Source organism: Kitasatospora sp. NPDC087271 (assembly GCF_044744605.1).
Classification (GTDB): domain Bacteria; phylum Actinomycetota; class Actinomycetes; order Streptomycetales; family Streptomycetaceae; genus Kitasatospora.
The window spans coordinates 167,270-193,581 of record NZ_JBIUYQ010000008.1 but is presented as its reverse complement, the minus strand read 5'-3'; the positions used below and the strand labels follow the sequence as shown (position 1 = coordinate 193,581).

Annotated in this window: 25 protein-coding genes; 5 read left to right on the top strand and 20 right to left on the bottom strand. The window is 74.4% G+C overall.

What is annotated here, in order from left to right; all coding sequences use genetic code 11:
• Positions 1 to 75: 75 nt before the first annotated feature.
• Positions 76 to 1,824, bottom strand: coding sequence for a serine/threonine-protein kinase (locus tag ACIO9K_RS16515; RefSeq protein WP_363618023.1), 1,749 nt, complete (start codon positions 1,822 to 1,824; stop codon positions 76 to 78).
• A gap of 160 nt (positions 1,825 to 1,984) precedes the next feature.
• Entirely contained in the window at positions 1,985 to 3,097 is a 1,113-nt protein-coding gene (locus tag ACIO9K_RS16510) for a protein kinase (RefSeq protein WP_400330350.1), read from the bottom strand.
• A 57-nt stretch (positions 3,098 to 3,154) separates the two neighbouring features.
• Between ACIO9K_RS16510 and ACIO9K_RS16505 the strand changes: the two genes are divergently transcribed.
• Complete coding sequence (locus ACIO9K_RS16505) at positions 3,155 to 3,697, top strand: SHOCT domain-containing protein (RefSeq protein ID WP_363618019.1); 543 nt, start codon at positions 3,155 to 3,157, stop codon at positions 3,695 to 3,697.
• Positions 3,698 to 3,721: 24 nt separating this feature from the next.
• Here ACIO9K_RS16505 and ACIO9K_RS16500 read toward each other — a convergent pair whose 3' ends face one another.
• Positions 3,722 to 5,689 (bottom strand): protein kinase, encoded by a 1,968-nt coding sequence (locus ACIO9K_RS16500; RefSeq protein ID WP_400330346.1) that lies wholly within the window; start codon positions 5,687 to 5,689, stop codon positions 3,722 to 3,724.
• Between the two features lie 254 nt (positions 5,690 to 5,943).
• Between ACIO9K_RS16500 and ACIO9K_RS16495 the strand changes: the two genes are divergently transcribed.
• Positions 5,944 to 6,507 carry a hypothetical protein gene (locus ACIO9K_RS16495; protein ID WP_363618015.1) on the top strand — a complete coding sequence of 188 codons (564 nt, stop codon included), beginning with the start codon at positions 5,944 to 5,946 and terminating at the stop codon, positions 6,505 to 6,507.
• Between the two features lie 66 nt (positions 6,508 to 6,573).
• Here the strand turns inward: ACIO9K_RS16495 and ACIO9K_RS16490 are convergent, their stop codons facing one another.
• From ACIO9K_RS16490 to ACIO9K_RS16475, 4 genes are all read right to left on the bottom strand, one after another.
• Positions 6,574 to 7,701, bottom strand: coding sequence for a GuaB3 family IMP dehydrogenase-related protein (locus ACIO9K_RS16490; RefSeq protein WP_063348999.1), 1,128 nt, complete (start codon positions 7,699 to 7,701; stop codon positions 6,574 to 6,576).
• Between the two features lie 189 nt (positions 7,702 to 7,890).
• Positions 7,891 to 9,393 (bottom strand): IMP dehydrogenase, encoded by a 1,503-nt coding sequence (gene guaB, locus ACIO9K_RS16485; protein WP_400330342.1) that lies wholly within the window; start codon positions 9,391 to 9,393, stop codon positions 7,891 to 7,893.
• 251 nt (positions 9,394 to 9,644) lie between these two features.
• Positions 9,645 to 10,361, bottom strand: coding sequence for an RNA polymerase sigma factor ShbA (shbA, locus tag ACIO9K_RS16480; protein WP_079135824.1), 717 nt, complete (start codon positions 10,359 to 10,361; stop codon positions 9,645 to 9,647).
• 338 nt (positions 10,362 to 10,699) lie between these two features.
• Positions 10,700 to 11,311 carry a response regulator transcription factor gene (locus tag ACIO9K_RS16475; protein ID WP_014136228.1) on the bottom strand — a complete coding sequence of 204 codons (612 nt, stop codon included), beginning with the start codon at positions 11,309 to 11,311 and terminating at the stop codon, positions 10,700 to 10,702.
• Positions 11,312 to 11,871: 560 nt separating this feature from the next.
• Here ACIO9K_RS16475 and ACIO9K_RS16470 point away from each other — a divergent pair.
• Positions 11,872 to 12,198 (top strand): WhiB family transcriptional regulator, encoded by a 327-nt coding sequence (locus ACIO9K_RS16470; RefSeq protein ID WP_063348997.1) that lies wholly within the window; start codon positions 11,872 to 11,874, stop codon positions 12,196 to 12,198.
• Between the two features lie 89 nt (positions 12,199 to 12,287).
• Here the strand turns inward: ACIO9K_RS16470 and ACIO9K_RS16465 are convergent, their stop codons facing one another.
• The 3 genes from ACIO9K_RS16465 to groES form a co-directional block, all read right to left on the bottom strand.
• Positions 12,288 to 13,283: a LysR family transcriptional regulator gene (locus tag ACIO9K_RS16465; RefSeq protein WP_363580148.1), complete on the bottom strand. Its 996-nt coding sequence runs from the start codon at positions 13,281 to 13,283 to the stop codon at positions 12,288 to 12,290.
• Positions 13,284 to 13,414: 131 nt separating this feature from the next.
• Complete coding sequence (gene groL / locus ACIO9K_RS16460) at positions 13,415 to 15,040, bottom strand: chaperonin GroEL (RefSeq protein WP_063348995.1); 1,626 nt, start codon at positions 15,038 to 15,040, stop codon at positions 13,415 to 13,417.
• Positions 15,041 to 15,156: 116 nt separating this feature from the next.
• Positions 15,157 to 15,462: a co-chaperone GroES gene (gene groES / locus ACIO9K_RS16455; RefSeq protein WP_014136232.1), complete on the bottom strand. Its 306-nt coding sequence runs from the start codon at positions 15,460 to 15,462 to the stop codon at positions 15,157 to 15,159.
• Between the two features lie 318 nt (positions 15,463 to 15,780).
• Here groES and ACIO9K_RS16450 point away from each other — a divergent pair, with 318 nt between their 5' ends.
• Positions 15,781 to 16,947, top strand: coding sequence for an SAM-dependent methyltransferase (locus ACIO9K_RS16450; RefSeq protein ID WP_400330337.1), 1,167 nt, complete (start codon positions 15,781 to 15,783; stop codon positions 16,945 to 16,947).
• A 25-nt stretch (positions 16,948 to 16,972) separates the two neighbouring features.
• Here the strand turns inward: ACIO9K_RS16450 and ACIO9K_RS16445 are convergent, their stop codons facing one another.
• From ACIO9K_RS16445 to tsaB, 5 genes are all read right to left on the bottom strand, one after another.
• Complete coding sequence (locus ACIO9K_RS16445; RefSeq protein WP_400330334.1) at positions 16,973 to 17,887, bottom strand: polysaccharide deacetylase family protein; 915 nt, start codon at positions 17,885 to 17,887, stop codon at positions 16,973 to 16,975.
• Between the two features lie 80 nt (positions 17,888 to 17,967).
• The gene (locus ACIO9K_RS16440; protein ID WP_363618007.1) at positions 17,968 to 18,213 is read right to left on the bottom strand and encodes a hypothetical protein; all 246 of its coding nucleotides are present in this window, start codon (positions 18,211 to 18,213) and stop codon (positions 17,968 to 17,970) included.
• A gap of 11 nt (positions 18,214 to 18,224) precedes the next feature.
• Positions 18,225 to 19,331: a tRNA (adenosine(37)-N6)-threonylcarbamoyltransferase complex transferase subunit TsaD gene (gene tsaD, locus ACIO9K_RS16435; protein WP_350877149.1), complete on the bottom strand. Its 1,107-nt coding sequence runs from the start codon at positions 19,329 to 19,331 to the stop codon at positions 18,225 to 18,227.
• Positions 19,324 to 19,803, bottom strand: coding sequence for a ribosomal protein S18-alanine N-acetyltransferase (gene rimI / locus ACIO9K_RS16430; protein WP_363580297.1), 480 nt, complete (start codon positions 19,801 to 19,803; stop codon positions 19,324 to 19,326). Before rimI ends, tsaD begins: the two co-directional genes overlap by 8 nt.
• A 23-nt stretch (positions 19,804 to 19,826) precedes the next feature.
• Complete coding sequence (gene tsaB / locus ACIO9K_RS16425; protein WP_363618005.1) at positions 19,827 to 20,501, bottom strand: tRNA (adenosine(37)-N6)-threonylcarbamoyltransferase complex dimerization subunit type 1 TsaB; 675 nt, start codon at positions 20,499 to 20,501, stop codon at positions 19,827 to 19,829.
• A gap of 153 nt (positions 20,502 to 20,654) precedes the next feature.
• Here tsaB and ACIO9K_RS16420 point away from each other — a divergent pair, with 153 nt between their 5' ends.
• Entirely contained in the window at positions 20,655 to 21,224 is a 570-nt protein-coding gene (locus tag ACIO9K_RS16420; RefSeq protein ID WP_400330513.1) for a hypothetical protein, read from the top strand.
• 16 nt (positions 21,225 to 21,240) lie between these two features.
• Here the strand turns inward: ACIO9K_RS16420 and ACIO9K_RS16415 are convergent, their stop codons facing one another.
• The 5 genes from ACIO9K_RS16415 to ACIO9K_RS16395 all read right to left on the bottom strand — a co-directional run bounded on the left by ACIO9K_RS16415 (position 21,241) and on the right by ACIO9K_RS16395 (position 26,229).
• Entirely contained in the window at positions 21,241 to 21,435 is a 195-nt protein-coding gene (locus ACIO9K_RS16415; RefSeq protein WP_400330329.1) for a hypothetical protein, read from the bottom strand.
• 117 nt (positions 21,436 to 21,552) lie between these two features.
• On the bottom strand, positions 21,553 to 22,050 hold the full coding sequence (gene tsaE, locus ACIO9K_RS16410; RefSeq protein ID WP_363618003.1) for a tRNA (adenosine(37)-N6)-threonylcarbamoyltransferase complex ATPase subunit type 1 TsaE: 498 nt from the start codon (positions 22,048 to 22,050) through the stop codon (positions 21,553 to 21,555).
• 96 nt (positions 22,051 to 22,146) lie between these two features.
• A complete protein-coding gene (locus ACIO9K_RS16405; RefSeq protein WP_400330326.1) occupies positions 22,147 to 23,340 on the bottom strand; it encodes an alpha/beta fold hydrolase in 1,194 nt (397 codons plus the stop codon).
• A complete protein-coding gene (gene alr, locus ACIO9K_RS16400; protein WP_400330323.1) occupies positions 23,337 to 24,536 on the bottom strand; it encodes an alanine racemase in 1,200 nt (399 codons plus the stop codon). Before alr ends, ACIO9K_RS16405 begins: the two co-directional genes overlap by 4 nt.
• A 217-nt stretch (positions 24,537 to 24,753) precedes the next feature.
• The gene (locus ACIO9K_RS16395) at positions 24,754 to 26,229 is read right to left on the bottom strand and encodes an NAD(P)H-hydrate dehydratase (RefSeq protein ID WP_400330320.1); all 1,476 of its coding nucleotides are present in this window, start codon (positions 26,227 to 26,229) and stop codon (positions 24,754 to 24,756) included.
• Between the last annotated feature and the right edge of the window lie 83 nt (positions 26,230 to 26,312).

The following is a 26,312-nucleotide window of genomic DNA, read 5'->3' as shown; positions in this document are numbered from 1 at the left end:
AGGCGCTCGACGGCCGGTCCGGTACCCGTCGGTAACAAGAATCTGCCGCGGCCGGGTGGAGCGGGCTCCCCCCGGTCAGCGGGTCGGCGCGAAGTAGTGCAGCACGGCGTTGAAGCGCTGCTCCGCCTCGTTCCACTCGTTGCCCCGGTCCGGGCTGGACGAGTAGATCGCGTAGCTGGTGCCGTCGTCGTCGATGAACTCGGCCTCGACCGCCCGGCGCCGGCCGCCCTCCTTGGCGAGGTAGCTGAACTCCCAGACGGCCGCCTCGTGGCCGTTCACCGCGACGCCGGTCATCTTGTGCTGCTTGTACTCCTTCAGGTTCTTGGAGACGGTGGCCTCCATCTGCCGCAGGTGGTCCAGCGGCTTGACCGACTGGCCGACGGTGACCGCGAACTGCAGGTAGTGCACCTTGTTGTCGGGGCTGTAGTAGACCTGGTTGTCGGGTGTGGCACTGCGCTGCCAGGCCGGGCTGACCGAGGGCAGCGGGAAGCGGAAGCCGGCCGGGTCGTCGACCCAGTGGTAGCCGTTGGGCGCCGCCGGCCCCGGGCTGGCGCCACTGGTGGGGTCCGGGCTGACGGAGGCGGTCGGGACGGGCTCGTCGGCCGTGGAGGCGGCGACGTGCCCGGTGGTGGTGTGCCGGGTGGCGAGGAAGGTCGCGCCGGCCGCCAGCAGGCCGACGGCCACCGCGATCACGACGATCTTCAGGGTGCTGCGGCGCTTGGCCGGCCCGCGCGCGGGCGTGACGGGGTGCGCCACCGGCGCGACCGCTGCGGTGAGCGCCGCCGCCTCGTCGGCCGCGCCCCCGGTGGTGTCCGGAACGGCCCCCGAGCGCACCCCGGTCGGCTCCTCGGCCTCCACCGTCGTCCCCGGCGCGGCCTCCTCCGCGTGGTCCTCCGCCGCCGCCGGGCGCTCGCTGCGGTCCACCACGGGCACCGACTGGGTGGGCGCGCGCAGCGGCGCGACCGACTTCAGGCCGATCGTGTGCCCGGCCTTCACCTCGGCCAGCATCCGGGCGGCCTCGTCCGCGTTCGGCCGCTCGGCCGGGTCCTTGGCCATCAGCGCGGCCAGCACCGGGCCCAGCGGCCCGGCCCGGAGCGGCTCCGGCAGCGGCTCGCCCACCACGGCGGCCAGCGTGGTGATCGGCGAGGTCCGGCGGAACGGCGACTGGCCCTCCACCGCGGCGTACAGCGTCGCCCCGAGGCCCCACAGGTCGGAGGCCGGCCCCGGCCGCTCGCCCTGGGCGAGCTCCGGCGCCAGGTAGTCCGGCGAGCCGACCAGGTCGCCCGGCCGGGTCAGCTCGGCCGAGCCCTCGTACGTCGCGATGCCGAAGTCCAGCAGCACCACCCGCCCGGTGCCGCGCTCCAGCAGCACGTTGGCCGGCTTCACGTCGCGGTGCAGGACGCCGAGCTGGTGGCCGCGGTGCAGCGCGGCGAGCACCTGGCTGCCGACCTCGGCGACGGCGCGCGGCTGCAGGGTGCCGTCCTGGCTGATCACGTCGGCCAGCGAGCGGCCGTCCACCAGCTCCATGACGATCCACGGCCGGCCGTCCTGCTCCAGCACGTCGTGCACCGTGATCACGCCGGGGTGCTTGATCCGGGCGGCCGCGCTGGCCTCCCGCTTCATCCGGGCGTGCAGGATCTGCAGCTCGTCCTCGGGCAGGTGGTTGACGGTCAGTTCCTTGACCGCGACCTCGCGGTTCAGCATCCGGTCCCAGGCCCGCCAGACGGTCCCCATCCCGCCGCGGCCGAGCCGGTCGCCCAGCTCGTACCGCCCGGCCAGCAGCCGCTCCGTCTCGGCCGTCTCCGGCCGGTCCTGCACGCCCATCGGCGACCACTCCCCCTCACATCCGTCTGCCGTCACAGCGACGGAGGGCCTGGTGCAGACCACTGTTCGAACAAATCCCACGCACACATTAGGCGCACCTTGCCAGCCCCGGTAATCACGCTCACCCGTCGGACCGACGGCCCGGGACAGTCCGGGGCCGTCAGCCTGCGAACAGCACCACCGCGGTCACTCCCAGCACCAGCAGCAGGAACACGCCCCCGACCAGCAGCGGGCCGAGCAGCGCCGGAGGTATCCGCGGCGGCCGCACCTCGTCCGGCCGCCCGGCGCCCACCCCGACGTTCGCGCCCACGACGACCTCCGGCCGCCCCCGTCCACCACCCCGCCCGCGCCGACGCCGCACCAGCGGGGCCTCCGGTCTCAGCACCAGCGCCCGCGCCGCCCACTCCTCGTCGACCGGCTCCGGCGCGCCCGCGAGCAGCGCCGCCAGCTCCCGGCGGGCCTCCTCGGCGGTCGGCCGCAGCGAGGGGTCGGGCTGCAGCAGCCGCTCGACCAGCGGCGCCAGCGGCCCGCAGGCCGCGGCGGGCTCCCGCCGCCCGTCCCGGACCGCCGACACCAGCTCCGGCACGCCGCCGTCCGGGAACGGCGAGCGGCCGGTGACCAGCCGCTGCACCAGCACCCCGAGCGCCCAGCAGTCGCCCGCCGGGCCGCCGTCCAGCGGCCAGCGCTCCGCCACCGGGCCGACCAGGGTGGCCCGCACGTCGTACCGGCGGCGCCCGCCCGGGCCGCCGAGGTCCTCGGCCAGCGCCTCCTGCGCCACCCCGGACAGCAGCCCGCCGAGCATCGCCGCGCCGTCCTCGCAGACCAGCACGGACTCGGGGGTCAGGTTCCCGTGGACGAGTCCGTCCTCGTGCAGCGCCCGCAGCGCGCCGGCCAGGTCCGCCGCCAGCTCGGCCGCCCGGTAGGGCGGCACCGGTCCGGCCGCCACCAGGTCCGCCAGCGTCATGGCGCCCGACCGCTCCTCCACCGTCCACAGCAGTTCGCCCTCGACGAAGGCACCGAGCCCGCGCAGCAGCCGGGGGTGCCCGGTCGGCGCGGACGAGCCGACCGCCGCCACCCGGCGGACCAGCCGGTCGGCGTGCGCGGGCACCTCGCCGTCCAGGTCCTGACCGGTGGTCAGCAGCGCGGGCAGCTCCAGGGCGCGCAGCAGCACGGACTCCCCGGTGCGGTCGTCCACCGCCAGGGCCCGCAGGAGTTCGGGACGGTCCGTCAGCCGGTACCGTCCCGCCAGCAATTGCCCCGGGCCGCCTCGCATGCCAGTTCCTCTCGCTCACCGAGCAGCCTACTGAGCGGCTCCTTTACGCTCGGTCCCATGGACTGGACCGATCTGATCGACACCGCCTTCAAGGTGGCGGGAAACAACAGCCAAGCCAATCAGGCCGAGGCCGTGCGCACCGTGGAGGCGGCCGTCATCGACGGCGAGAATCCGGTCGCCTCGACGGCCGGGCGCCATCCCGACCACTTCCGCAAGGGCGTGCTCGTCCTCACGACCCACCGACTGCTCTTTCTCAAGGACGGTAAACCGCCGGTCCCGGTTCCGCTTACGGCGGTCACGGACGCGGCCGTGGCCAGGACCAAGCTCAACGGCGACGTGCTCACCGTCGTCGCGCTGACCGGCTCGCACCGGTTCGAGGACGTGGCCAAGGCCGACGTCTTCGCCGAGCAGCTCCGGGAGGCCGCCCGGCTCGCCCGCAAAGCCGCGTCGGCCGCCCGCCCGGCGGCCGACACCGCCCCCGCCGATCTCAGCGCGGGCGACCAACTCCTCGGCCAGCTGGAGCGGTTGGCCGCCCTGCACGCCTCCGGCGCGCTCACCGACGAGGAGTTCACCCGGGCCAAGGCCCGCCTGATCGGCTAGGCCCTGTCCGGCCGGGGCCAGGATCTACGGCGCGGGCTGGAAAGTGGCGAAGGCCGTGTCCCGGGCCTGGGAGTTGGCCGGGGCACCCCAGTCCGCGTCCGGGGTGATCCAGTAGATCGCGTAGCCGTACTTGGCCGGGTTCCCGGTGACGAAGCCCCGGTTGAGCGAGTGCGTGCGCGGCGTGCCGCTGATCCACTCCCAGTCGGCCGCGTTGCTCCACTGCCGGTAGTTGATCGCGGCCAGGTTGACCCGCTGGTAGTTGGTGACCTTCGAACGCAGGCCCGGCTCGGACTCCTGCCAGTCGGCGACGGCGCTGGGACCGGGGGTGGTGGTCCACTCGATGGTCAGGGTACTGCCGTTGCCCTTGAAGATCCGGCGGACGCCCTCCGAGCCGGCCGGCTGGAGCCAGTCCGGCAGGACGACCGAGAAGCCGGTCGGGTCCTTGTACTCGTGGTAACCGGCCGGCACGGCGGTCCCCGGAGGGGTCGGGCTCTGCGCGGGGGTGGTGGCGGGCGAGCCGGCGGCCGGCGGGTTCGCCGCGGAGGGGCCGGGCGTGTCGGCCGGCTTGTCGGGGGCCGGCGTGTCGGTGGCCGGCTTCTCCGGGGCGGGCTTGTCGGTGCCCGGCTCCGGCTCCGCGGGCGGAACGGACGCGGCCTGGGTCCCGCTCGGCCCGGTCTCGGGGCCGGTCGAGACCGACGAGGTGGCGCCCGCGCCGTTCGCCGACGAGTCGTCCCCGTTGCCGACGGCCTGGAGCACCGCGACCACCCCGGCGATCAGCAGCAGGACCAGCACCACGGTGACGACGGCCAGCCGCCGCCGCCCGTTGCGCGGGTCGGCACCGGCCGCCTGCGTGGCGCCCAGGGTCCACTCACTGGTCACCGGCCGGATCGGCTCGGCCGCCGGAGCCGAACCCGACGCCGAGCCCGACGCCACCTCCGAGGACGGCGAAGCGGGCTCGGGCGCCGGCTCCACGACGGGCTCCGCCGCGGCGGCGGGCTCCTCGTCCTTGGCCCGGCTGCCCACCCGGACCGTCCCCAGCAGCCCGCCGATGGACCGCTTGCGGCCCTCCTCGGCCTCCGCCGGGGCCTCCTCCTGCTCCACCGCGGCGGCCGGCCGCTCGACCGGCAGCGCGTGCACGGTGGTCGACTCGGCCTTCGAGGTGGCCTCCGCGACGACCCGCTTCAGCATCGACCGGGTCTGCGAGGCGTCCAGCCGCTCGGCCGGGTCCTTGGCGAGCAGCCCCTCGATCACCGGCTGCAGCGCCCCGGCGTTCACCGGAGCGGTCAGCTCCTCCGTCATCACCGCCGTCAGGGTGGCCAGCGCCGAGCCCCGGTCGTACGGCGGCCGGCCCTCGACCATCGCGTACAGCGTGCCGCCCAGCGACCACAGGTCGGCCGGCGGCCCGGGCTTCTGCCCGCGGGCCCGCTCCGGGGATATGTACGAGGGCGCGCCGACCAGCATGCCGGTGGAGGTGACCGAGGCGTCGCCCTCCACGCTGGCGATGCCGAAGTCGGTGAGCACGACCCGGCCGTCGTCGCCGATCAGCACGTTGGACGGCTTGACGTCCCGGTGCAGGATGCCCAGCGCGTGCGCGGCGCTCAGCACGCCGAGCACGTCGAGCGCGATCTCGGCGGCCCGGGCGGGGGCCAGCGGCCCGTCCTCCCGGATGACGTCGGCCAGCGAGCGGGACTCGACCAGCTCCATGACGATCCACGGCCGGTCGTCCTCGTCGACCACGTCGAAGACGGTGACCGCCGAGTTGTGCCGGATCCGTGCGGTGGCCTTGGCCTCGCGCAGCGTCCGGACGATCAGCCGGTGCTTCTCCTCCTCCTCGACGCTGGCGTTCATCCGCAGTTCCTTGACCGCGACGGTCCGCCCCAGCATCTCGTCCTCGGCGCGCCAGACGGTGCCCATGCCGCCGCGCCCGAGCACGCCGTTCAGCCGGTAGCGGCCGGCCAGGAGGCGGCCGGTGGAACCCTGCGCCTGGGTCATTCGGAACGTTCCCCCATGTGCTGCTGGCGGTCGTGGTGACGGCGTGTCGGCCCGGCCTCAGGCCCGAACGCCCAAGTCTCCATCATCCCCTGTCCCCGGGGGCCGGGACCACCCGGCCCCCGCACCCGATCCGGGGCGTGCCGGATCGGGCTCGGCGCTCCGTGCCCGATCTGTGATCGAAAACTCGCCAAGATCTGGCCGGGGCGCTGCTACCGTTCGGCAGCTCATCGTCTTTCCGGGGGGATCCGACGCCCATGACCGCACCCGCACCGGGCGCTGACGGCCAGTCGGGCCGGCCGCGCACCGCCCAGCACTACTCGGTCACACCCACCCTGGATTCCCCCGAGGGCTACGTCGCGCCCGGTATGCCCGGTGTCCCGGTGGCCGGATACGTCCCCGCCGTCCGCTCCCACCGGACGGGCCCGCGCCGCCGCACCGCCCTGGCGGTCGCCCTCGCCCTCCTCGCCATGCTGCTCGGCGGCCTGGCCTACGGCTGCGCGCCGGCCCGGGCCGCGGACAGCCTCGGCTGGCTGGCCATCGCCCTCGCCGCCCTGGTCGCCTTACCGCTCGGCCGGCTCGGCGGCCGCAGCCGGGTGCTGCCGCTGCTCGGCGCGCTGCTCGCGGCCTGCGCGCTGCTGCTCGGCCAGCTGACCGGCCAGCTCCGCCGGGTGCACGCGGCCGGCCCCGGCCCGCGCGGCCTGCCGCACGACGCCCTGGCGCACTGGCGCGCCGAGCTGCGCGCGCTCGACCTCGCCTTCTACGGCATCGCCCTGGTCGGCGGCTTCCTCCTCACCCGCCGCACCGCCAACCGCGGCTGACTCCGGTCCGGACAGCCCGAGGCCCCCGCCGGCCGGAACCGACGGGGGCCTTCACCACGACGCGTCTCAGCGGTGGTTGAGCGCCGGGTTGACGGTCACCTCGACCCGCTGGAACTCCTTGAGCTCGGTGTAGCCGGTGGTGGCCATCGCGCGGCGCAGCGCGCCGAACAGGTTCATGGTGCCGTCGGGGGTGTGCGAGGGACCGGTCAGGATCTCTTCGGTGGTGCCGACCGTGCCGAGGTCCACCCGCTTGCCGCGCGGCAGCTCCTCGTGGACGGCCTCCATGCCCCAGTGGAAGCCCTTGCCGGGCGCGTCGGTGGCGCGGGCCAGCGCGGCACCGATCATCACCGCGTCGGCGCCGCAGGCGACGGCCTTCGGGATGTCGCCGCTGTAGCCGACGCCGCCGTCCGCGATCACGTGCACGTAGCGGCCGCCGGACTCGTCCATGTAGTCCCGGCGGGCCGCGGCCACGTCGGCGACGGCGGTGGCCATCGGCACCTGGATGCCGAGGACGCCCCGGGTGGTGTGGGCGGCGCCGCCGCCGAAGCCGACCAGCACGCCGGCCGCGCCGGTGCGCATCAGGTGCAGGGCCGCGGTGTACGTGGCGCAGCCGCCGACGATCACCGGGACGTCCAGCTCGTAGATGAACTGCTTGAGGTTGAGCGGCTCCGCGCCGCTGGACACGTGCTCGGCCGAGACGGTGGTGCCGCGGATGACGAAGACGTCGACGCCGGCGTCCACGACGGCCTTGGAGAACTCGGCGGTGCGCTGCGGCGAGAGCGCGGCGGCGGTGACCACACCGGAGTCGCGGACCTCCTGGATCCGCTGCTTGATCAGCTCGGCGCGGATCGGCGCGGCGTAGATCTCCTGGAGGCGGCGGGTCGCGGCGGCCTCGTCGGTGATCGTGGCGATCTCGTCGAGCAGCGGCTGCGGGTCCTCGTAGCGGGTCCAGAGGCCTTCCAGGTTCAGCACGCCGAGGCCGCCGAGGCGGCCGATGGCGATGGCCTGCTGCGGCGAGACCACGCTGTCCATCGGGGCGGCCAGGAACGGCAGCTCGAAGCGGTAGGCGTCGATCTGCCAGGCGATCGAGACCTCCTTCGGGTCCCGGGTACGGCGGCTGGGGACGACGGCGATGTCGTCGAAGGAGTACGCCCGTCGGCCGCGCTTGCCTCGCCCGATCTCGATCTCAGTCACTTCGAGCCCTTCTGGTTTGTTGCTCATGCCCGCCGGGTCACCCCGGCCGCCCCCAGTATCCCGCACCCCGGTTGCCTCGCGCGCTCGCCTCCGGGGCGCGGGGCCCACCCCGGCGGCCCGCCCCCGCCCCCGGGCGCGCCGAAGGGCCCGGCGCCGGGGTGCGGCGACGGGCCCTCGATGTCCGCGGACTCAGCGGTTGGAGTAGTTCGGCGCCTCGACGGTCATCTGGATGTCGTGCGGGTGGCTCTCCTTGAGGCCCGCCGAGGTGATCCGGACGAAGCGGCCCTTGCTCTCCATCTCGGCGATGGTGGCGGCGCCGACGTAGCCCATGGTCTGGCGCAGGCCGCCGACCAGCTGGTGCAGCACGGCCGACAGCGGGCCGCGGTAGGGCACCTGGCCCTCGATGCCCTCGGGGACGAGCTTGTCGTCCGAGGCCACCTCGGCCTGGAAGTAGCGGTCCTTGGAGTACGAGCGGCCCTGGCCGCGGGACTGCATCGCGCCCAGCGATCCCATGCCGCGGTAGGACTTGAACTGCTTGCCGTTGATGAACATCAGCTCGCCCGGGGACTCCTCGCAGCCGGCCAGCAGCGAGCCCAGCATCACGGTGTCGGCGCCGGCGGCCAGCGCCTTGCCGATGTCGCCGGAGTACTGGAGACCGCCGTCGCCGATGACCGGCACGCCGGCCGCCTGACAGGCCACCGCGGCCTCGTAGATGGCGGTGATCTGCGGGACGCCGATGCCGGCGACCACGCGGGTGGTGCAGATGGAGCCGGGGCCGACGCCGACCTTGACGCCGTCCACGCCGGCGTCGATCAGCGCCTGGGCGCCGTCGCGGGTGGCCACGTTGCCGCCGACCACGTCGATCCCGACGGCCGACTTGATCTTGCCGATCCAGGCCAGCGCGTTGTGGCTGTGGCCGTGCGAGGTGTCCACGACCAGGAAGTCCGCACCGGCCTCGACCAGGGCCTGGGCCCGGTCGAACGCCTCGGCGCTGGCACCGACGGCGGCACCGACCAGCAGGCGGCCCTCGGCGTCCTTGGCGGCGTTCGGGTACTGCTCGGCCTTGACGAAGTCCTTGACGGTGATCAGGCCCTTGATCCGGCCCTCGTCGTCGACCAGCGGCAGCTTCTCGATCTTGTGGCGGCGCAGCAGCGCCATCGCGTCCACCCCGGAGATGCCGACCTTGCCGGTGATCAGCGGCATCGGGGTCATGATCTCGCGGACCTGGCGGCTGCGGTCCGACTCGAAGGCCATGTCACGGTTGGTGACGATGCCGAGCAGCTTGCCGGCCTCGTCCGCGATCGGCACGCCGGAGATGCGGAACTTGGCGCACAGCGCGTCGGCCTCGGCCAGCGTGGTGTCCGGGCCGACCGTGATCGGGTCGGTGACCATGCCGGACTCGGAGCGCTTCACCAGGTCGACCTGGTTGGCCTGGTCCTCGACCGACAGGTTGCGGTGCAGCACGCCGACGCCGCCCTGGCGGGCCATCGAGATCGCCATCCGCGCCTCGGTGACCTTGTCCATCGCGGCGGAGAGCAGCGGGATGTTCACGCGCACGCTCCGGGAGACCCGCGAGGAGGTGTCGACCTGGTTCGGCAGCACCGCGGAGGCCCCGGGCAGCAGCAGGACGTCATCGAACGTGAGCCCGAGCATGGCGAACTTCTCGGGTACGCCTGCGGCGTTGTAAGACATTTGGGGGGTACCTTCCGTGGCCGGCCTATTCCGCTCACGCCCTGAGGGTGGGGCGCGTTCATCGCTCACTCGCAGCAGACCGCCGAAGCCGGGTGGTTTTGGAGGAACCTCCAGGGGAACCCCGCGCGCACCCGCGAAACTTTGGCAACCCGCCCAGGCGCCGATACCCCATGGTACTGGCACCGCGAATGTGTCCTCGTGTGCCCTTGACAACACCGGCCCCCCGTGGCTCATTCCGGCCGGTCAGGGCTTCAGGAGGACTCCTCCGCCAGCGCCCGCAGCCGGCTGAGCGCCCGGTGCTGCGCCACCCGGACGGCGCCCGGGGACATCCCCAGCACCTCGCCGGTCTCCTCCGCCGACAGCCCGGCGGCCACCCGCAGCAGCACCAGTTCGCGCTGACGGGCCGGCAGGTTGGAGAGCAGTTCCTTGGCCCAGGCCGCGTCGCTGCTCAGCAGCGCCTGCTCCTCCGGGCCGAGCGCCTCGTCCGGCACCTCCGGCAGGTCGTCCTGCGGAACGACCGTCGAGCCGGGCCCGCGCATCGCGGCCCGCTGCAGATCGGCGATCTTGTGCGCGGCGATGCCGTAGACGAAGGCCTCGAACGGTCGCCCCTGGTCCTTGTACCGGGGCAGCGCGCACAACACCGCGACGCAGACCTCCTGCGCGACGTCGTCCACGTGGTGCCGGGCGCCGCCGGGCAGCCGGACCAGCCGGCCGCGGCAGTAGCGCAGCGCCAGCGGATGGACGTAGGCGAGCAGGGCGTCGATGGCCGGGCCCTCACCGCGGACGGCGGCCGCGACGAGCTCGCCCACCAGCGGGGAGCCGCCCGCGCCGAGCACCGGCGGTCGACCGGGGCCGGGCACCGCGCCGGGGCCGCCGGGGTCGGCGTACGACGGATCGCCACCCGGGCCGGAGGGCTCGGCCTCCACCGGGTCCGCCTGGCCGGCCGCACCGGCGACGTCGTCACGCATCGGTCCATGGTGCCTGGTCGAGCGGGAAAACGCGGCACCGCGTCCGGAGTTGTGCACCGGAACGTTATGCGCTGCGGCGCCGTACGGCGTGCCGCCGCGCACCACCGGCCCCTCCTGCACCGTACCGCCTCCCGCCCCGCCGCCGTCGGTGGTCCCGTCCTTCGCGCCGTCCGCCGCATGTCCCGCGGCCGTGTGGTTCGCCGCAGTGCCTGTCCGCTGGTCCCCGAGGTGCTCCACTCCTCCATGGTGCAACCTCGGGACCGTAACGTCACACGCCCGGACGACGTCCGTCCCGGGAACCGTCGGCGGCGCGCCGCAGCCGGCGGCGCCACCGGCGGTCAGCGGACCAGGCCCCAGCGGAAACCCAGCGCCACCGCGTGCGCGCGGTCCGAGGCCCCGAGCTTCTTGAACAGCCGTCGGGCGTGGGTCTTGACGGTGTCCTCGGACAGGAACAGCTCGCGGCCGATCTCGGCGTTGCTGCGGCCGTGGCTCATGCCCTCCAGCACCTGGATCTCACGCGCCGTCAACGTGGGCGCCGCGCCCATGTCGGGGCTGCGCAGCCGGCGCGGGGCGAGCCGCCAGGTCGGGTCGGCGAGGGCCTGGGTGACGGTGGCCCGCAGCTCGGCGCGCGAGGCGTCCTTGTGCAGGTACCCGCGGGCGCCCGCGGCCACCGCGAGCGCGACCCCGTCGAGGTCCTCGGCGACGGTGAGCATGATGATCCGCGCGCCCGGATCGGCGGACAGCAGCCGCCGGACCGTCTCGACCCCGCCGAGGCCGGGCATCCGGACGTCCATCAGAACGAGATCGGAGCGGTCGGCCACCCAGCGGCGGAGGACCTCCTCCCCGTTCGTCGCGGTGGTGACCCGGTCCACACCGGGTACGGTCGCGACCGCGCGGCGAAGCGCCTCGCGGGCGAGCGGGGAATCGTCGCAAACGAGAACGGAAGTCATGACCGTCGTCCTCCGCAGCTGATCCGCGTCACGTTGAGCCTCCTGGCTGGTACGAACCTCTCCGACACGGCCGATCGGCGACAGAGTCCGTGCTGATCGCCTCGAATTCCGCGCGATCGTTCCCGACGTCCGGCGCCCGCTAACCGCCTCCGCACTTCCAACGACCGTCACTCGAATGAGTTACGGCCTTCGGGGCCATCTCCACCACTGTACGTGGCCAACCCATTACCGATCAGCCGCATCGCGGTGCACACGCCGCACTTTTCCCCAGCTCGCGCGCGGTGGGCGCACGACCCGCACACCGGTGCGGAGTGTCGCGCGCCCGTCGGCCACCCGAATGCCACGCCCGCGCCCGCCGAACCCCTTGCCCACTTTGCCCGTTTTTATAGCTTTCGTATGGTCATTGACTGTTGTGCCACTCTGTGGGTGACTTGTCCATGGAGTTGCCGTAAGTCATATTTCCAGGTGTCCACACCAGTGCATCGACGCCCGCCGTGCCGCCCAGCAGCAGCCCGCTGAGCGCCGGCCCACGGCCGACGAGCCTCTGAAGGGAATGAGCCATGGCAGATTTCTCCCGCCTCCCAGGTCCCAACGCGGACCTCTGGGACTGGCAGCTCTCCGCAGCCTGCCGTGGCGTGGACAGTTCGCTCTTCTTCCACCCCGAGGGCGAACGCGGGGCCGCGCGGAGTTCGCGCGAGGCCAGCGCCAAGGAGGTCTGCATGCGCTGCCCGGTGATCACCGAGTGCGCGGCGCACGCGCTGGCGGTCCGCGAACCGTACGGCGTCTGGGGCGGGATGACCGAGGACGAGCGCGAGGAGATGCTGGGGCGTTCGCGGCACCGACTGGTGGAGGTCCCGCTGACCCCGCCGGCGATCGCCCGGCGCTAGCCCCGCCTCCACGGCGCGCCGTGAAGAAACGTTTCCTCTCGGCGTCCCGGGCTGTTCAAGCCCAGCCCAGAACGCTCAGGCCCCAGAGGTCAGCGCCCGGCCGACCCCGCCAGCCGCTCCAGCATCAGCGCCACGGCCGGCACCTCGGCCAGATCCGGCAGGGTCAGCGCGACCACCTGCCGCACCGCCGGCGCCCCCGCGGCCGTCCGCACCGGCACCGTCGACACCCCGTCCGGGCGCACCGACTCCAGCGCCAGCCTGGGCAGCACCGCCACCCCCAGCCCGGCCGCCACCAGGCCGACCACCGCCGGATAGTCGTCGGTCGCGAAGTCGATCCGGGGCTCGAAGCCCGCCCCCGCGCACAGCTCCACCAGGTGCCCCCGGCACTGCGGGCAGCCCGCGATCCACTGCTCCCCCGCCAGCTCGGCCAGCTCCACCGGCCTGCCGCGCCCCGCCAGCCGGTGCGCGGCGGGCAGCAGGCCCACCAGCGGGTCGTCCAGCAGCGGGGTGACCACCAGATCGGACCAGTCGGAGCCGGCGCTCAGCTGCTGCGCCTCCAGGTTGGCCTCGGCCCGCGCCTCGCGCGGCGTCCCGTGCGCGGGCGCCGGCAGCGCGGCGCCACCGTCGGACTGCGGGTAGCGGAAGGCCAGCGCGATCTCGCACTCGCCGCCGCGCAGCATCGCCAGCGACTCCGGCGGCTCCGCCTCGACCAGCGACACGCGCACCCCCGGATGGCTGTCCCGCAGCCGGGCGACCGCGGGCGGCACCAGGGTGGAGCTCGCGGTCGGGAAGGAGACCAGCCGCACCCGCCCGGCCCGCAGCCCGGCGATCGCGGCGATCTCCTCCTCGGCCGCGGAGAGCCCGGCCAGGATCCCGGTGGCGTGCTTGAGCAGCACCCGCCCCGCCTCGCTGAGCTGCATGCCCCGGCCGGAGCGGACCACCAGCGGGGTGTCCACCGACTTCTCCAGGGCCTTCATCTGCTGGCTGATGGCGGGCTGCGTACAGCCCAGCTCGCGGGCGGCGGCGGAGAAGGAGCCGGTGCGGGCGACGGCACGCAGAACGCGCAGGTGACGGGCCTCGATCATGCCTCAGTTATAAGGCAATCTTTGCCAATGGCAAAATTCTGCTGATGATTGAAGCCTCAAACGCCGGACACGCCGGAGGCCCGGCCGCACCCCGAGGGGCGCGGACCGGGCCTCCGGTCGACCGTCAGGCGTCAGTGCGAGTGGCCGTGACCGTGGCCGTGGCCCGCCTCGGCCTCCTCTTCCTTCTTCTCCACCACGAGGGTCTCGGTGGTGAGCAGCAGGGAGGCGATCGAGGCCGCGTTCTCCAGGGCGGAGCGGGTGACCTTGACCGGGTCGATGACGCCGGCCTTCACCAGGTCGCCGTACTCGCCGGTGGCCGCGTTGTAGCCCTGGCCGATCTCCAGCTCGGCGACCTTGGAGGTGATGACGTAGCCCTCCAGGCCGGCGTTCTGGGCGATCCAGCGCAGCGGCTCGTGCAGCGCCTTGCGGACCACCGCGACACCGGTCGCCTCGTCGCCCGACAGGCCCAGGCCGCCGTCCAGCACCTTGGCGGCGTGCACCAGGGAGGCGCCGCCACCGGCGACGATGCCCTCCTCGACCGCGGCACGGGTCGCCGAGATGGCGTCCTCCAGGCGGTGCTTGCGCTCCTTCAGCTCCACCTCGGTGGCGGCGCCGACCTTGATGACGCAGACGCCGCCGGCCAGCTTGGCCAGGCGCTCCTGCAGCTTCTCGCGGTCCCAGTCGGAGTCGGTGGCGGCGATCTCACCCTTGATCTGGGCGACGCGGCCGGCCACGGCCTCGGTGTCACCGGCGCCGTCGACGACGGTGGTCTCGTCCTTGGTGATGGTCACGCGGCGGGCGGTGCCCAGCACGTCCACGCCGACCTGGTCGAGCTTGAGGCCGACCTCCTCGGAGATGACCGTGCCGCCGGTCAGGGTGGCCAGGTCGCCGAGGATCGCCTTGCGGCGGTCGCCGAAGCCCGGGGCCTTGACGGCGACCGCGTTGAAGGTGCCGCGGATCTTGTTCACCACGAGGGTGGACAGCGCCTCGCCGTCGACGTCCTCGGCGATGATCAGCAGCGGCCGGGAGGCACCGCCCTGGAGGATCTTCTCCAGCAGCGGCAGCAGCTCCTGGATGGAGGAGATCTTGCCCTGGTTGATCAGGATGTACGGGTCCTCCAGGACCGCCTCCTGCCGCTCCGCGTCGGTGACGAAGTACGGCGACAGGTAGCCCTTGTCGAACTGCATGCCCTCGGTGAAGTCCAGCTCCACGCCGAAGGTGTTCGACTCCTCGACGGTGATGACACCGTCCTTGCCGACCTTGTCGATCGCCTCGGCGATCAGCTCGCCGACCTGGGTGTCCTGGGCGGAGAGGGAAGCGACGGCGGCGACGTCGTCCTTGCCCTCGATCTCGCGGGCCACCGAGAGCAGGTGCTCGGAGACGGCGGCGACGGCCTTGTCGATGCCCTTCTTCAGGGCGGCCGGGCCGGCACCGGCGGCGACGTTGCGCAGACCCTCGTTGACCAGGGCCTGGGCCAGCACGGTGGCGGTGGTGGTGCCGTCACCCGCGACGTCGTTGGTCTTGGTGGCGACCTCCTTGACGAGCTGCGCGCCAAGGTTCTCGTACGGGTCGTCCAGCTCGACCTCACGGGCGATGGTGACACCGTCGTTGGTGATGGTCGGGGCGCCGAACTTCTTGTCGATGACGACGTTGCGGCCCTTGGGGCCGATGGTCACCTTGACGGTGTCGGCCAGCTTGTTGACACCGCGCTCCAGCGAGCGGCGGGCGTCCTCGTTGAACTGCAGGATCTTCGCCATGTTCCCTATTCCCTCGGGGCTTCGGCCGGCCCACCGGCCGCCGGACTACGTGAACCAACAACCACGCCCCGGGCCCCTGTCACTTGGGACACGGATCCGGGGCGGGTCGGAACGACTTACTTCTCGATGATGGCGAGAACGTCGCGAGCGGAGAGAACCAGGTACTCCTCGCCCTGGTACTTCACCTCGGTGCCGCCGTACTTCGAGTACAGGACGATGTCACCGACGGCGACGTCGAGCGGCAGACGCTGGCCGTCCTCGAAGCGGCCCGGGCCGACGGCCAGGACGACGCCCTCCTGGGGCTTCTCCTTGGCGGTGTCCGGGATAACCAGGCCGGAGGCCGTGGTGGTCTCGGCGTCGAGCGGCTGGACCACGATGCGGTCCTCAAGCGGCTTGATGGCAACCTTGCTGCTGGTGGTCACGTCCGAGCTCCCCTTCGGAGATTACGGGGTTTCTAACGGGTAGGAGCGAACCTGTGGGCCTGCCGTCGCGGGGGTCAGGCACACGTCTTCGCGTTAGCACTCCCCCAGTGGGGAGTGCCAAGGACGACCATAGGCCGGTGTTAGCACTCAGTCAACCAGAGTGCCAACGGCGCGCCCGGGCATCCCGAACCGCGGGCGCGGAGCCGTACTCCTGTGCGACCACCCCGCCCCCGGGCGGACTCCCGCCGCGAGCCGCGACCCCGCCCACCGCGCCGGCCGTCGGAGCCGGTGGGGCCGCCAACCCGCCAGAATGGCCCCGTGGACACCGAGAACCTCCAGCCCCTGCTGGCCCCCGAGGGCCAGGCCCTGCTCGCCGAACTGCGCGAGTTCACGCCCGAGGAGGAGCTGGCGCTGGCCACCAGGCTGCGGCGGGAGCACCCGGCCGAGCTGGTGTCGGCGGCCTTCGGGCAGGCCCGGCTGCGGCAGCGGGCGCGGGCGAAGTTCGGGGCGGACGCCGACCTGATGTACTTCACGCCCAACGGCGTCGAGCAGTCCACCCGGCGCAGCGTGGCCGAGTGGCGGGCGCGCCGCTTCGCCGAGCTGGGCGTCCGCCGGCTGGCCGACCTGTGCTGCGGCATCGGCGGGGACGTGCTGGCGCTGGCCAGGGCCGGGATCGAGGTGCTGGCCGTCGACAAGGACCCGGCGGCCTGCGCCGCCACCGCCGCCAACGCGGCCGCGCTGGGCCTGGCCGACCTGGTCCGGGTGCGCTGCGCGGACGTCGCCGAGGTGGACGTCACCGGCTACGACGCGGTGTTCACCGACCCGGCGCGGCGGACGGCGCGCGGCCGGGTGTTCGACCCGGAGGCGTACGCCCCGCCGCTCTCCTGGGCGATCGAGGCCGGCCGCCGGACCCCGATCGGCGCGCTGAAGGTGGCCCCGGGCATCCCGCACGAGGCCGTCCCGGCCGACGCCGAGGCGGAGTGGGTCTCCGACCACGGCGACGTGAAGGAGGCGGTGCTCTGGTTCGGCACCGGGGCCGCCCGCCCGCACCGCGCCACCCTGCTGCCGCAGGCCGCCAGCCTCACCGGCGGCGACCTGCCCGACCCGCCGGCCGGCCCGGTCGGGCGCTACCTGTACGAGCCGGACGGCGCGGTGATCCGGGCCCACCTGGTGGCCGAGGTCGCCGAGCAGGTGGGCGGCCGGCTGATCGACCCGAAGATCGCCTACCTGACCTCGGACCAGCTGGTGGCCACCCCGTACGCGCACGCCTTCGAGCTCACCGACGTGCTGCCGTTCCACATCAAGCGGCTGAAGGCGCTGCTGCGCGAGCGCGGGGTCGGCACGGTGGTGATCAAGAAGCGCGGGATGGCGATCACCCCGGAGGAGCTGCGCCGCCAGCTCAAGCCCTCCGGGCCGAACGCCGTCACGGTGATCCTCAGCCGCACCGACAACGGGCCGCTGATGATGCTCGGCCGACCCGCCTGAGGCGGCCGCGCGGCGGGCGCCCGGACTACGCGGGGGGCGCCTGGATGTAGTCCTCCAGCCGGGCCACCGAGAAGCCCTGCTCCTGGATCCGGGCCAGCAGGTCGCCGAACATCTGGGTCATCGTGGCGCCCTTGAGCTCCTTCGGGCCGCGGAAGTGCGCCAGGATGATGTCGCCGGACTTCAGCTTCTTGTCCGCCGCCTGGTACTGCATGTCGTGGATCTGCATCGACTCGCGCCAGAGCACCATCGCGCGCGGGCCACACTGCTGGACCGAGTTGTTCAGGGTGGGGGTGTTGGCGCCGTCCCCGAACGGCGGGCGGAACAGCAGCGGGGCGGTGCCGTACTGCTGGGTGAGCGCGGACTGCGCGTCGCAGATCTCGGACTTCTGCTTCTCCGCCGGGATCTTGCTCATCACCGGGTGGTCCACGGTGTGGTTCTGGATGTGGTTGCCGAGCGCCTGGAGCGGCTTGAAGTAGCCGTAGTCGTTCTTGACGATGTCCCGGGTCAGGAACATCGAGATCGGCACCTTGAGCTCGGTCAGCATCTCGACGAACTTCGGGTCCTTCTCGGCACCGTCGTCGATGGTGATGAAGACGACCTTGTCGCTCGTCTTCACCTCGCTGAACACCGGTACGGGGCCGGTCCGTTCGAGCTTGATGGGCTTGTCCGCGGGCGGTGCGGGGGCCGGCGCCAGCGGCTTGAGGTTCCACTTCGCCCAGGCCGCCGGGTCCCCGCCGGCCGGGGCCGGGGTGGTGGGCGTGCCGGCCGGGCTGGTCGGCACGGCGCCTCCGCCGGTGGGCTGGGGCGTGGCCGCCGAGCTGCCGCCGGCCGCCGCCGGGGCGGCGGCGCCCCCGTTGTCGCCGCATCCGGTGGCCAGGGCCAGCAGGGCCAGCGCCCCCACCGCGTACGTCCTGGTCCTGCTCCGACCGTCCCTGTTCACCGCAGCGCGCTCCCGGTTCCCGTCCAGCTTCTTCTCAGCTATGCACGGTAGCGGTCGGGGCGGCGGTTCCCGGACGGGGCCTATTCGACGTGCTCGCTGGTGAAGGACCAGCGGTGCACCGGGCGGCCGAGCAGGTCGGCCGGCGGGTCGGCGACCGGCACCGGCTCGCCGGTCCACCAGGTGATCAGCAGCACGCGTTCGCCGGGCGCGCCGAGCAGCTCGGTGCGGACCAGCCCGGCCGAGCCGCGCACCGACGGCAGCGCCACCTCCCGTGCCCAGGAGGCGAGTTCGGCCCCGCGGCCGGCGGCGGCGCGGGCCTCCCACATCGCGGCGACGGTCACTCGGCGCCGCCGGTGAGGGCCTGGTACGCCTGGCCGTGGACGTCGCCGTGCCGGACGTCCGCGGCCGGCACGTGCGCCTCGGTCACCGGCAGCGAGGAGTCGGCGGACAGGTCGAGCGCGGACGGCGTGCGGTCGCGCCACACCATCTCGGAGCCCAGCGCGGCCACCATCGCGCCGTTGTCGGTGCACAGGCCCGGCCGGGGCACCCGCAGCCGGATGCCGGCCCGGTCGCAGCGCTGCTGGGCCATCTCGCGCAGCCGCGAGTTGGCGGCCACCCCGCCGCCGATCATCAGGTGGTCGACGCCGTTGTCCCGGCACGCCTTGACGGCCTTGCGGGTGAGCACGTCGGTGACGGCCTCCTGGAAGGACGCCGCCACGTCGGCGATCGGCACCTCCTCGCCGGCCCGGCGCTTGGCCTCCACCCAGCGGGCGACGGCGGTCTTCAGGCCGGAGAAGGAGAAGTCGTACGCGGGGTCGTTGCGGCCGCTCAGGCCGCGCGGGAAGGCGATCGCCTTGGGGTCGCCCTCCCGGGCGGTGCGGTCGACCACCGGGCCGCCCGGGAAGCCCAGGCCGAGCACCCGGGCGACCTTGTCGAAGGCCTCGCCGGCCGCGTCGTCGATGGTCGCGCCGAGCGGGCGGACGTCGCTGGTGATGTCCTCGCTGAGCAGCAGCGAGGAGTGCCCGCCGGAGACCAGCAGCGCCATCGTCGGCGACGGCAGCCGGCCGTGCTCCAGCTGGTCGACGCAGATGTGCGAGGCGAGGTGGTTGACCCCGTACAGCGGCTTGTCCAGCGCCCAGGCGTACGCCTTGGCGGCGCTGACACCGACCAGCAGCGCCCCGGCCAGGCCGGGGCCTGCGGTGACCGCGATGCCGTCCAGGTCGCTCGCCTTGACGCCGGCGGTGTCCAGGGCGCGCTGGATGGTCGGGACCATCGCCTCCAGGTGGGCGCGGCTGGCGATCTCCGGGACGACGCCGCCGAAGCGGGCGTGGTCGTTGACGCTGGAGGCGACCGCGTCGGCCAGCAGCGTGGTGCCGCGCACGATGCCGACGCCGGTCTCGTCGCAGGAGGTCTCGATGCCGAGGACGAGCGGTTCGTCAGCCATGGCGGGTGTCCTTAAGGTCCTTCGGGTCAGTGCTGGGGTGGTCGAGGCGCATCACCAGCGCGTCGACGTTGGCGGGCTGGTAGTAGCCGCGCCGGATGCCCACCGGTTGGAAGCCGAAGCGCTCGTACAGCTGCTGGGCGCGCGGGTTGTCCACCCGCACCTCCAGCAGCAGTTCGGCGCAGCCGCGGCGGGCGGCCTCCCGGATCAGGTCGGTGAGCAGCGCCGCGCCGAGGCCGGCGCCCTGGTGGCGCTGGTCGACGGCGATGGTCTGGACGTCGCCCTCGCCGGCGATCGCCATCAGCCCGGCGTAGCCGACGACGGCGCCGTCCGCGTTGGTGGCGACGGTGTAGTGGCGGGTGCCGCCGGGGTGGGTCTCGGCCAGCTCGGACCAGTACATCCCGGTGGACCAGGCGTCCTCGGGGAAGAGTCGCAGCTCCAGCTCCATCACCGGCGCGATGTCCCACCAGCGCATCGGGCGCAGGGTGGTGCCGTGTTTCACGCCGGGAGCACCGCCTTGCCCCCTAGAACGTTCTTGAAGGCGGCCGGCACCTGGGCGTCCGGGCGGCGCAGGTACAGCGGGACGTTCGGCAGCAGCTCGCGGCCGGCCGCCAGCTCGGCGGCGGCGAAGGCCGCCAGGGCGCCGGCCGACACGTGCTCGGGGCCGTGCGCGCCGGGGAAGGTCTCGGGGTAGAGCAGCGCGCCGGCGCCGACCGACCGCGGGCGCGGGGCCAGCTCGGCGGGGCGGTCCACGCCGGGGCCCTCGGTACGGCGGCCGTCGGCGTCGTAGGAGGCCCAGTAGACCTCCTTGCGGCGCGCGTCGGTGGCCACCGTGAACGGCTGCCCGGCCAGGCCCTCGGCGCGGGCCTGGTGGGCGATCGCGTCCAGGGTGCAGACGCCGTGCACCGGCAGCCCGAGGGCGTGTCCGAGCGCGGCGGCGGTCACCAGGCCGACCCGCAGGCCGGTGTACGGGCCCGGGCCGACGCCCACCGCGATGCCGGTGAGCCGGTGCTTGTCGACGCCGGCCGCCCGCAGGACCTGGTCGATCGCGGGCAGGAGCAGTTCGCCGTGGCGCCGGGCGTCGACCTGGTGGGTCTCGGCGAGGACGGCCGTGCCGTCGTGGACGGCGGCGGTGACGGCGGGGGTAGCGGTGTCGAACGCGAGCAGCAGCACGGGTCAAGGTTAGACCGACGTTGGTCCGACCGGCTGATCGACCGGGTGTGCCGCCCGGGAACACACATCCGGGGCGCCGCGCCCCGGCTGGACGGACCTGGCACGATGGGGCGGTACGTAAAGGGACGGCGGCGGGAGCGGCACGTGGCGAAGATGGGTCCTGGCGTGGTGGTCACGGGGCTGACCCTGGGGGCCCTGGCGGTGGTGAGCCTGCTGGCCTTCCAGGCCAACGGTGCTCAGGACCGGGCGGCCGGCGCCAAGCCGACCGCCAGCACCACGACGTCCGGCGGGCCGGCCGCCTCCCCGACGCCGAGCGCCTCGGCCACCCCGACGGCCCCGCCGCTGCCGACCATCTCGGGCAGCGGCACCAGGGTGGTCTACTCGATCAGCAGCCACTACGTCTGGCTGGTCGACCCGAAGAAGAACCCGCAGGTCGCACCCGGCTTCCCGGTCACCCCGGGCTCGGTCGAGCCGGCTCCGGGCAGCTACTCGGTCTACAGCCGCACCCCGACGACCACCGGGACGGACGGCAAGCAGATCGAGCACGTGGTGCGCTTCGCGCAGCAGAACGGCGTGGTGTTCGGCTTCAGCGCCGCCGTGGACGGCGCGCCCCCGACCGCCGAGCCGAACGCCAAGACCGGCGGCATCCGCAGCGGCCGCCCGGACGGCCAGCTGCTCTGGGACTTCGCGCCGAACGGCACCAAGGTGGTCGTGGTCGCCTGAGCTCGGCCCAGGTGAGTCAGGCCGCGCGGGGTGTGCCCGTCTCCGGCTCCTCGGTCCGCCGGGGCTCCGGCTCGGGCGGGGAGGACACCGCCTCGGCGGCCGCACAGGCGGCCAGCAGCGCCCGCATCGGCGCCCCCTGGACGCGGCGGGCGGACTCTCCGGCCCCGGCGCCGTGCCCGGCGCGCTTCGGGGCGGGGGTGGTGCTCGACATGGCGCCTCCCTAGTTAGGCAGACCTAACCGCAGCACCCATCCCACCACGCCCGGCACCCCGCCCGCAACACTTCCCGACAGCCCGTCGGCAAAACGGCGCACACCCGCGTGCGGGCCTCAGCCGAGCGCCTCCAGCGCGACGCCCGCCCAGCGCGGACCGAGGCCGGTCAGCACCACCCGGCGCGGGTCCAGGTCGTCCTCGGCGGCGGTGTCGCCGAGGGCCCGCTCGATCCGCACCTCCAGCCGGTCCTCGGACAGCCGCTCGACCTTGCCCTCGCCCCACTCGACCACGACCACCGACTCCGGCAGCGAGACGTCCAGGTCGAGGTCCTCCATCTCGTCCAGGTCCCCGCCGAGCCGGTACGCGTCCACGTGCACCAGCGCCGGGCCGCCGACCAGCGACGGGTGCACCCGGGCGATCACGAAGGTCGGCGAGGTCACCGCCCCGCGGACCCCCAGCCCCTCCCCCAGGCCCCGGGTCAGCGTGGTCTTCCCCGCTCCCAGTTCACCGGAGAGCAGCACCAGGTCCCCGGGCCGCAGCAGCGCGGCCAGCTCCCGGCCGAGCCGGCCCATCCGCTCCGGGGTGGGGACGGTGAGAGTGGCGTGCGAGCCCATGCGCGTGTCTTGCCCTTCGGTCCGTACCGGCGTGCCGACCGCCGGCCGCCACCGCTACCGTGCCACATCGCCGGCCCGGCGCGCGCCGGGAAGGGGTCAGGAGCCGTCCAGGGCCGCCGGGGGCGGCGCGGCGGCGGCGAAGTCGGCGGCCCGGCGCAGCAGCGCCACCAGCTCGTGGTCGACCAGCTCCGGGCGCTCCAGCATCACCAGGTGCCCGGCGCCCTCCACCAGGACCAGCTCCGCGCCGGGCAGCCGCGCGACCATCGCCTCGCTGTGCGCCGACGGCGTCAGCAGGTCCTTCGTACCGGCCAGCACCAGCGTCGGCAGGCCGCTCAGGGCGGCGAGCGCCGCGTACTTCTCGTGCGTGCCGAACACCGGGTAGAACTCGGCGACCACGTCGATCGGGGTGGCGTCCAGCAGTTGCTCGGCGAACCGCACCACGCCCGGGTCGACGTCCCGGCCGCCGAAGGAGAACCTCCGGTAGAAGACGGCGGCGACGTCCGCGCCGAGCCGCCGGCTCGCCTCCACCAGCTCGACCTGTCGGCCCAGCAGCCGCATCATCCCGGGCGCGACCTTCTTGAACAGCTTCGCGCCGGCCGACGGCAGCCCGAGGCTGACCTCGTTCCAGTCCCCCGCCAGCGTGCCGATCAGCGCCACCCCGGCGACCCTCTCCCGGAACAGCTCCGGGTACTGGTCGGCCAGCGCCATCACCGTCATGCCGCCCATCGAGTGGCCCACCAGCACCAGCGGCCCGGTCGGCGCGACGGCGTCGATCACCGCCTTGAGGTCGCCGCCCAGCTGGTCGATGCTGGCCGGCTCGCCGGCCAGGTAGGAGCGGGAGCGCTCGGAGCGGCCGTGGCTGCGCTGGTCCCAGAGGACCAGCCGCAGTCCCTCGCGCAGCGCGGCCCGCTGGAAGTGCCAGCTGTCCTGGTTGAGGCAGTAGCCGTGGCAGAACACCACGGTCAGCGGCTCGGGGCCGGAGGTGTCGCCGTCCGGCTCGGGGCCGGTGCCGTCCAGCTCGACGTACAGCTCGGTGCCGTCCGGCGCGGCCACCGTCCGCGGGCGCCCGCGCAGCGAGCCGTACGGGGCTTCGGCGTCCAGCTCGGCCCGGGCCCGGCGGCGGGTCGCCCGGCCGACGGTCAGCCGCTCGATCGCCACCCCGGCGGCCGCCCCGGCCGCCAGCACGCCGACCGAGATCCCGATCACACCGGCCCGGCTCACCCCGGAGGCCGCGCCGGCCGCCTTGGCCACCGCCGCGACCGGGCCGCTCTCGGCCGGTCCCTCCGTCATGCGCCCGGGCCCTCGGTGCGGCTGCCGCCCAGGTAGCGGCGCGGGACCCGGGCGCCGATCCGGGTCACGATCTCGTACGAGATGGTGCCGCAGGCCCGGCCCCAGTCCTCGGCGGTCGGCTCGCCCTGCTCGCCGTTGCCGAACAGCAGCACCTCGTCGCCGATCGCGGGGGTTTCCCCGCCGAGGTCCACGACGAACTGGTCCATCGCCACCCGGCCGGCGATCGTGCGCCACTTGCCGCCGATCTGCACCGGGCCGGTGCCGCTGGCGTGCCGCGGGATGCCGTCGCCGTAGCCGACCGGGACCAGGCCCAGCGTGGTCGGGCCCGGCGTCACGTAGTGGTGGCCGTAGCTGACCCCGTGCCCGCCCGGAACGTGCTTGACCAGCGCCAGCCGCGCGGTCAGCGCCATCACCGGGCGCAACCCGAAGTCGGCCGACGACCCGACCTCCGGCACCGGCGACAGCCCGTACGCGGCCAGGCCGGTGCGGACCAGGTCGAAGTGCGACTGCGGGAGCAGCAGGGTGGCCGGCGAGTTCGCCAGGTGCCGCACCTCTGGGCGCAGCCCGGCGGCCTCGGCCCGGGCCAGCGCCGCGTGGAAGGAGTCCAGCTGGGCCTGGATCGACGGGTGGCCCGGCTCGTCGGCGGCGGCGAAGTGCGACCAGACGCCGACCACGGTCAGCAGCCCCTCCGCCTCGGCGCGGCGGGCGGCGGCCACCAGGTGCGGCCAGTCGTGCGGCTGGCAGCCGTTGCGGCCCAGACCGGTGTCCGCCTTCAGGTGCACCCGGGCCGGGATACCGGTCTCCCGGACGGCCGGCAGCAGCTCGTCCAGCGCCCACTGGCCGCTCACCGAGATGTCGATGTCCGCGCGCAGCGCCTCCCGCCACGGCCCGCCCGGCGTCCACAGCCAGCACAGGACGCGGGCCTGCTCCGGGCGGATGCCCGCGGCCCGCAGTGCCAGCGCCTCCTCGGGCGTCGCGCAGCCGAGCCAGCCGACCCCGTTCGCGACCGCCTCGCGGGCGCACTCGACGGCGCCGTGGCCGTAGGCGTCCGCCTTGACCGCGAGCATCACCGCCGAGCTGCCGACGCGCTCGCGCAGCGCGGCGAGGTTGCCGCGCAGGGCGGCCAGATCGATGGTCGCCTCGGCCCGTACGCCGTCGGTCAGAGTGGCCGTGCCGGTCGTGTTCGCAGTTGTCATCAGGGTCAGTCTCCCAGACATCCCGGAGTCCTCGCCGAACGGCCCGTCCGTGCGGCGGCCGGTGCCAGGGCCCCCGGCACCGCGCCGACCTGCGGTGCACCGCTCGTCACCCTGTTCCGGACGCCCACGGAGGACCGATCGGTTCCGCACCGCCCGCCCCGCCGCCCCGGGCCTACGCCTCCCGCACCGCCCGCCCGCCCTCGACCGACGCCCCCGGCTACGCCTCCCGCACCGCCCGCCACACCGCGGGCAGCGCCTGCGCCACCGCGGGCGCCGTCACCGGCGCACCCGGGTCGCCCGCCGCGTGGCGGCCCGCCAGGCCGTGCAGGTAGGCGCCCACCGACGCGGCGTCCAGCGGCGACAGGCCGGCCGCCAGCAGGGAGCCCGCCAGGCCGGCCAGGACGTCGCCGCTGCCGGCGGTGGCCAGCCAGGACGTGCCGGTCGGGTTGACCCGGACGGCGCCGCCCGGGTCGGCGATCACCGTGGTGGAGCCCTTGAGCAGGACCGTCGCCCGGTAGGCGGCCGCCAGCCGGCGGGCGGTGGCCAGCCGGGCGGCGGCCAGCGAGTCGGCGGGCGGCGGCGCGGTGCCGTCTGCGCCCGCGAGCAGCCGGGCGGCCTCGCCGGTGTGCGGGGTGAGCAGGGTGGGGGCCGTCCGGCCGGCCAGCGCGTCCGGGCCGAGCCGGGCCAGCTCGGTCAGCCCGTCCGCGTCCACCAGGACCGGGACGTCGCTCGACAGTGCCTCGGCCAGCGCCTGCCGCGCCCCCTCGCCGCCGCCCGGCCCGACCACCCAGGCCTGCACCCTCCCGGCCCCGGCCGGCCCGCCCTCGGTGACCAGCACCTCCGGGAAGCGCCGCACCACCTCCTCGGCCGCCGTGCCGACGTACCGGACGGCGCCCGCGCCGCCGTGCAGCGCCCCGGCGACCGCCAGCAGCGCCGCGCCCGGGTACGTCGCCGAACCGGCCGCCACCCCGACCACGCCCCGCCGGTACTTGTCGCTCTCGGCGCCCGGCAGCGGCAGCAGCGCCGCCACGTCCGCGTGCTGCAGGGCCGTCACCTCCGGCGCGGGCGGCTCCAGTCCGATCCCGACCAGCTGGACGGCGCCCGCGTAGGAGGCGCCAGGGTCGACCAGCAGGCCCGGCTTGTACGTGCCGAAGCAGACCGTGACGTCCGCGCGCAGCGCCTCGCCCGGCACCTCGCCGGTGTCGGCGTCGACCCCGCTGGGCAGGTCCACGGCCACCACGACCCCGCGCCGCCCGGCCCGCGCGTACGGCCGGGCCCCGTCCCGCAGCCCGCCCCGGCCGCCGATGCCGACGATGCCGTCCAGCACCAGGTCGGCGCGCGAGAAGTCGGCCAGGCCGACTTCCTGATCCAGCACCACCCGCCCGCCGGAAGCCCGCAGCGCGGCCAGCCCGCCCGCGTGCGCACGCTCCGGCGCGAGCAGCACCGCCGTCACCCGCCCGCCCCGCCGGGCCAGCGCCGCCCCGGCGTACAGGGCGTCACCCCCGTTGTCCCCGCTGCCGGCCAGCACCACCACCCGACTCCCGTACACCCGCCCCCGGCGCCCCGCCAGCAGCCGGGCACAGGTCGCCGCCAGCCCGGCGGCCGCCCGCTGCATCAGCGTCCCCTCCGGCAGCCGCGCCATCAGCGCGGCCTCGGCGGCCCGGACGACTTCCACCCGATGGGCATGACGCATGAGAGGGCTCCTTCAGCGGTCGACGTACCGCCGACGCTAGCCCGCGCCACCGCCCCACGGCAGGCCGAGCTGCGGGACACTTT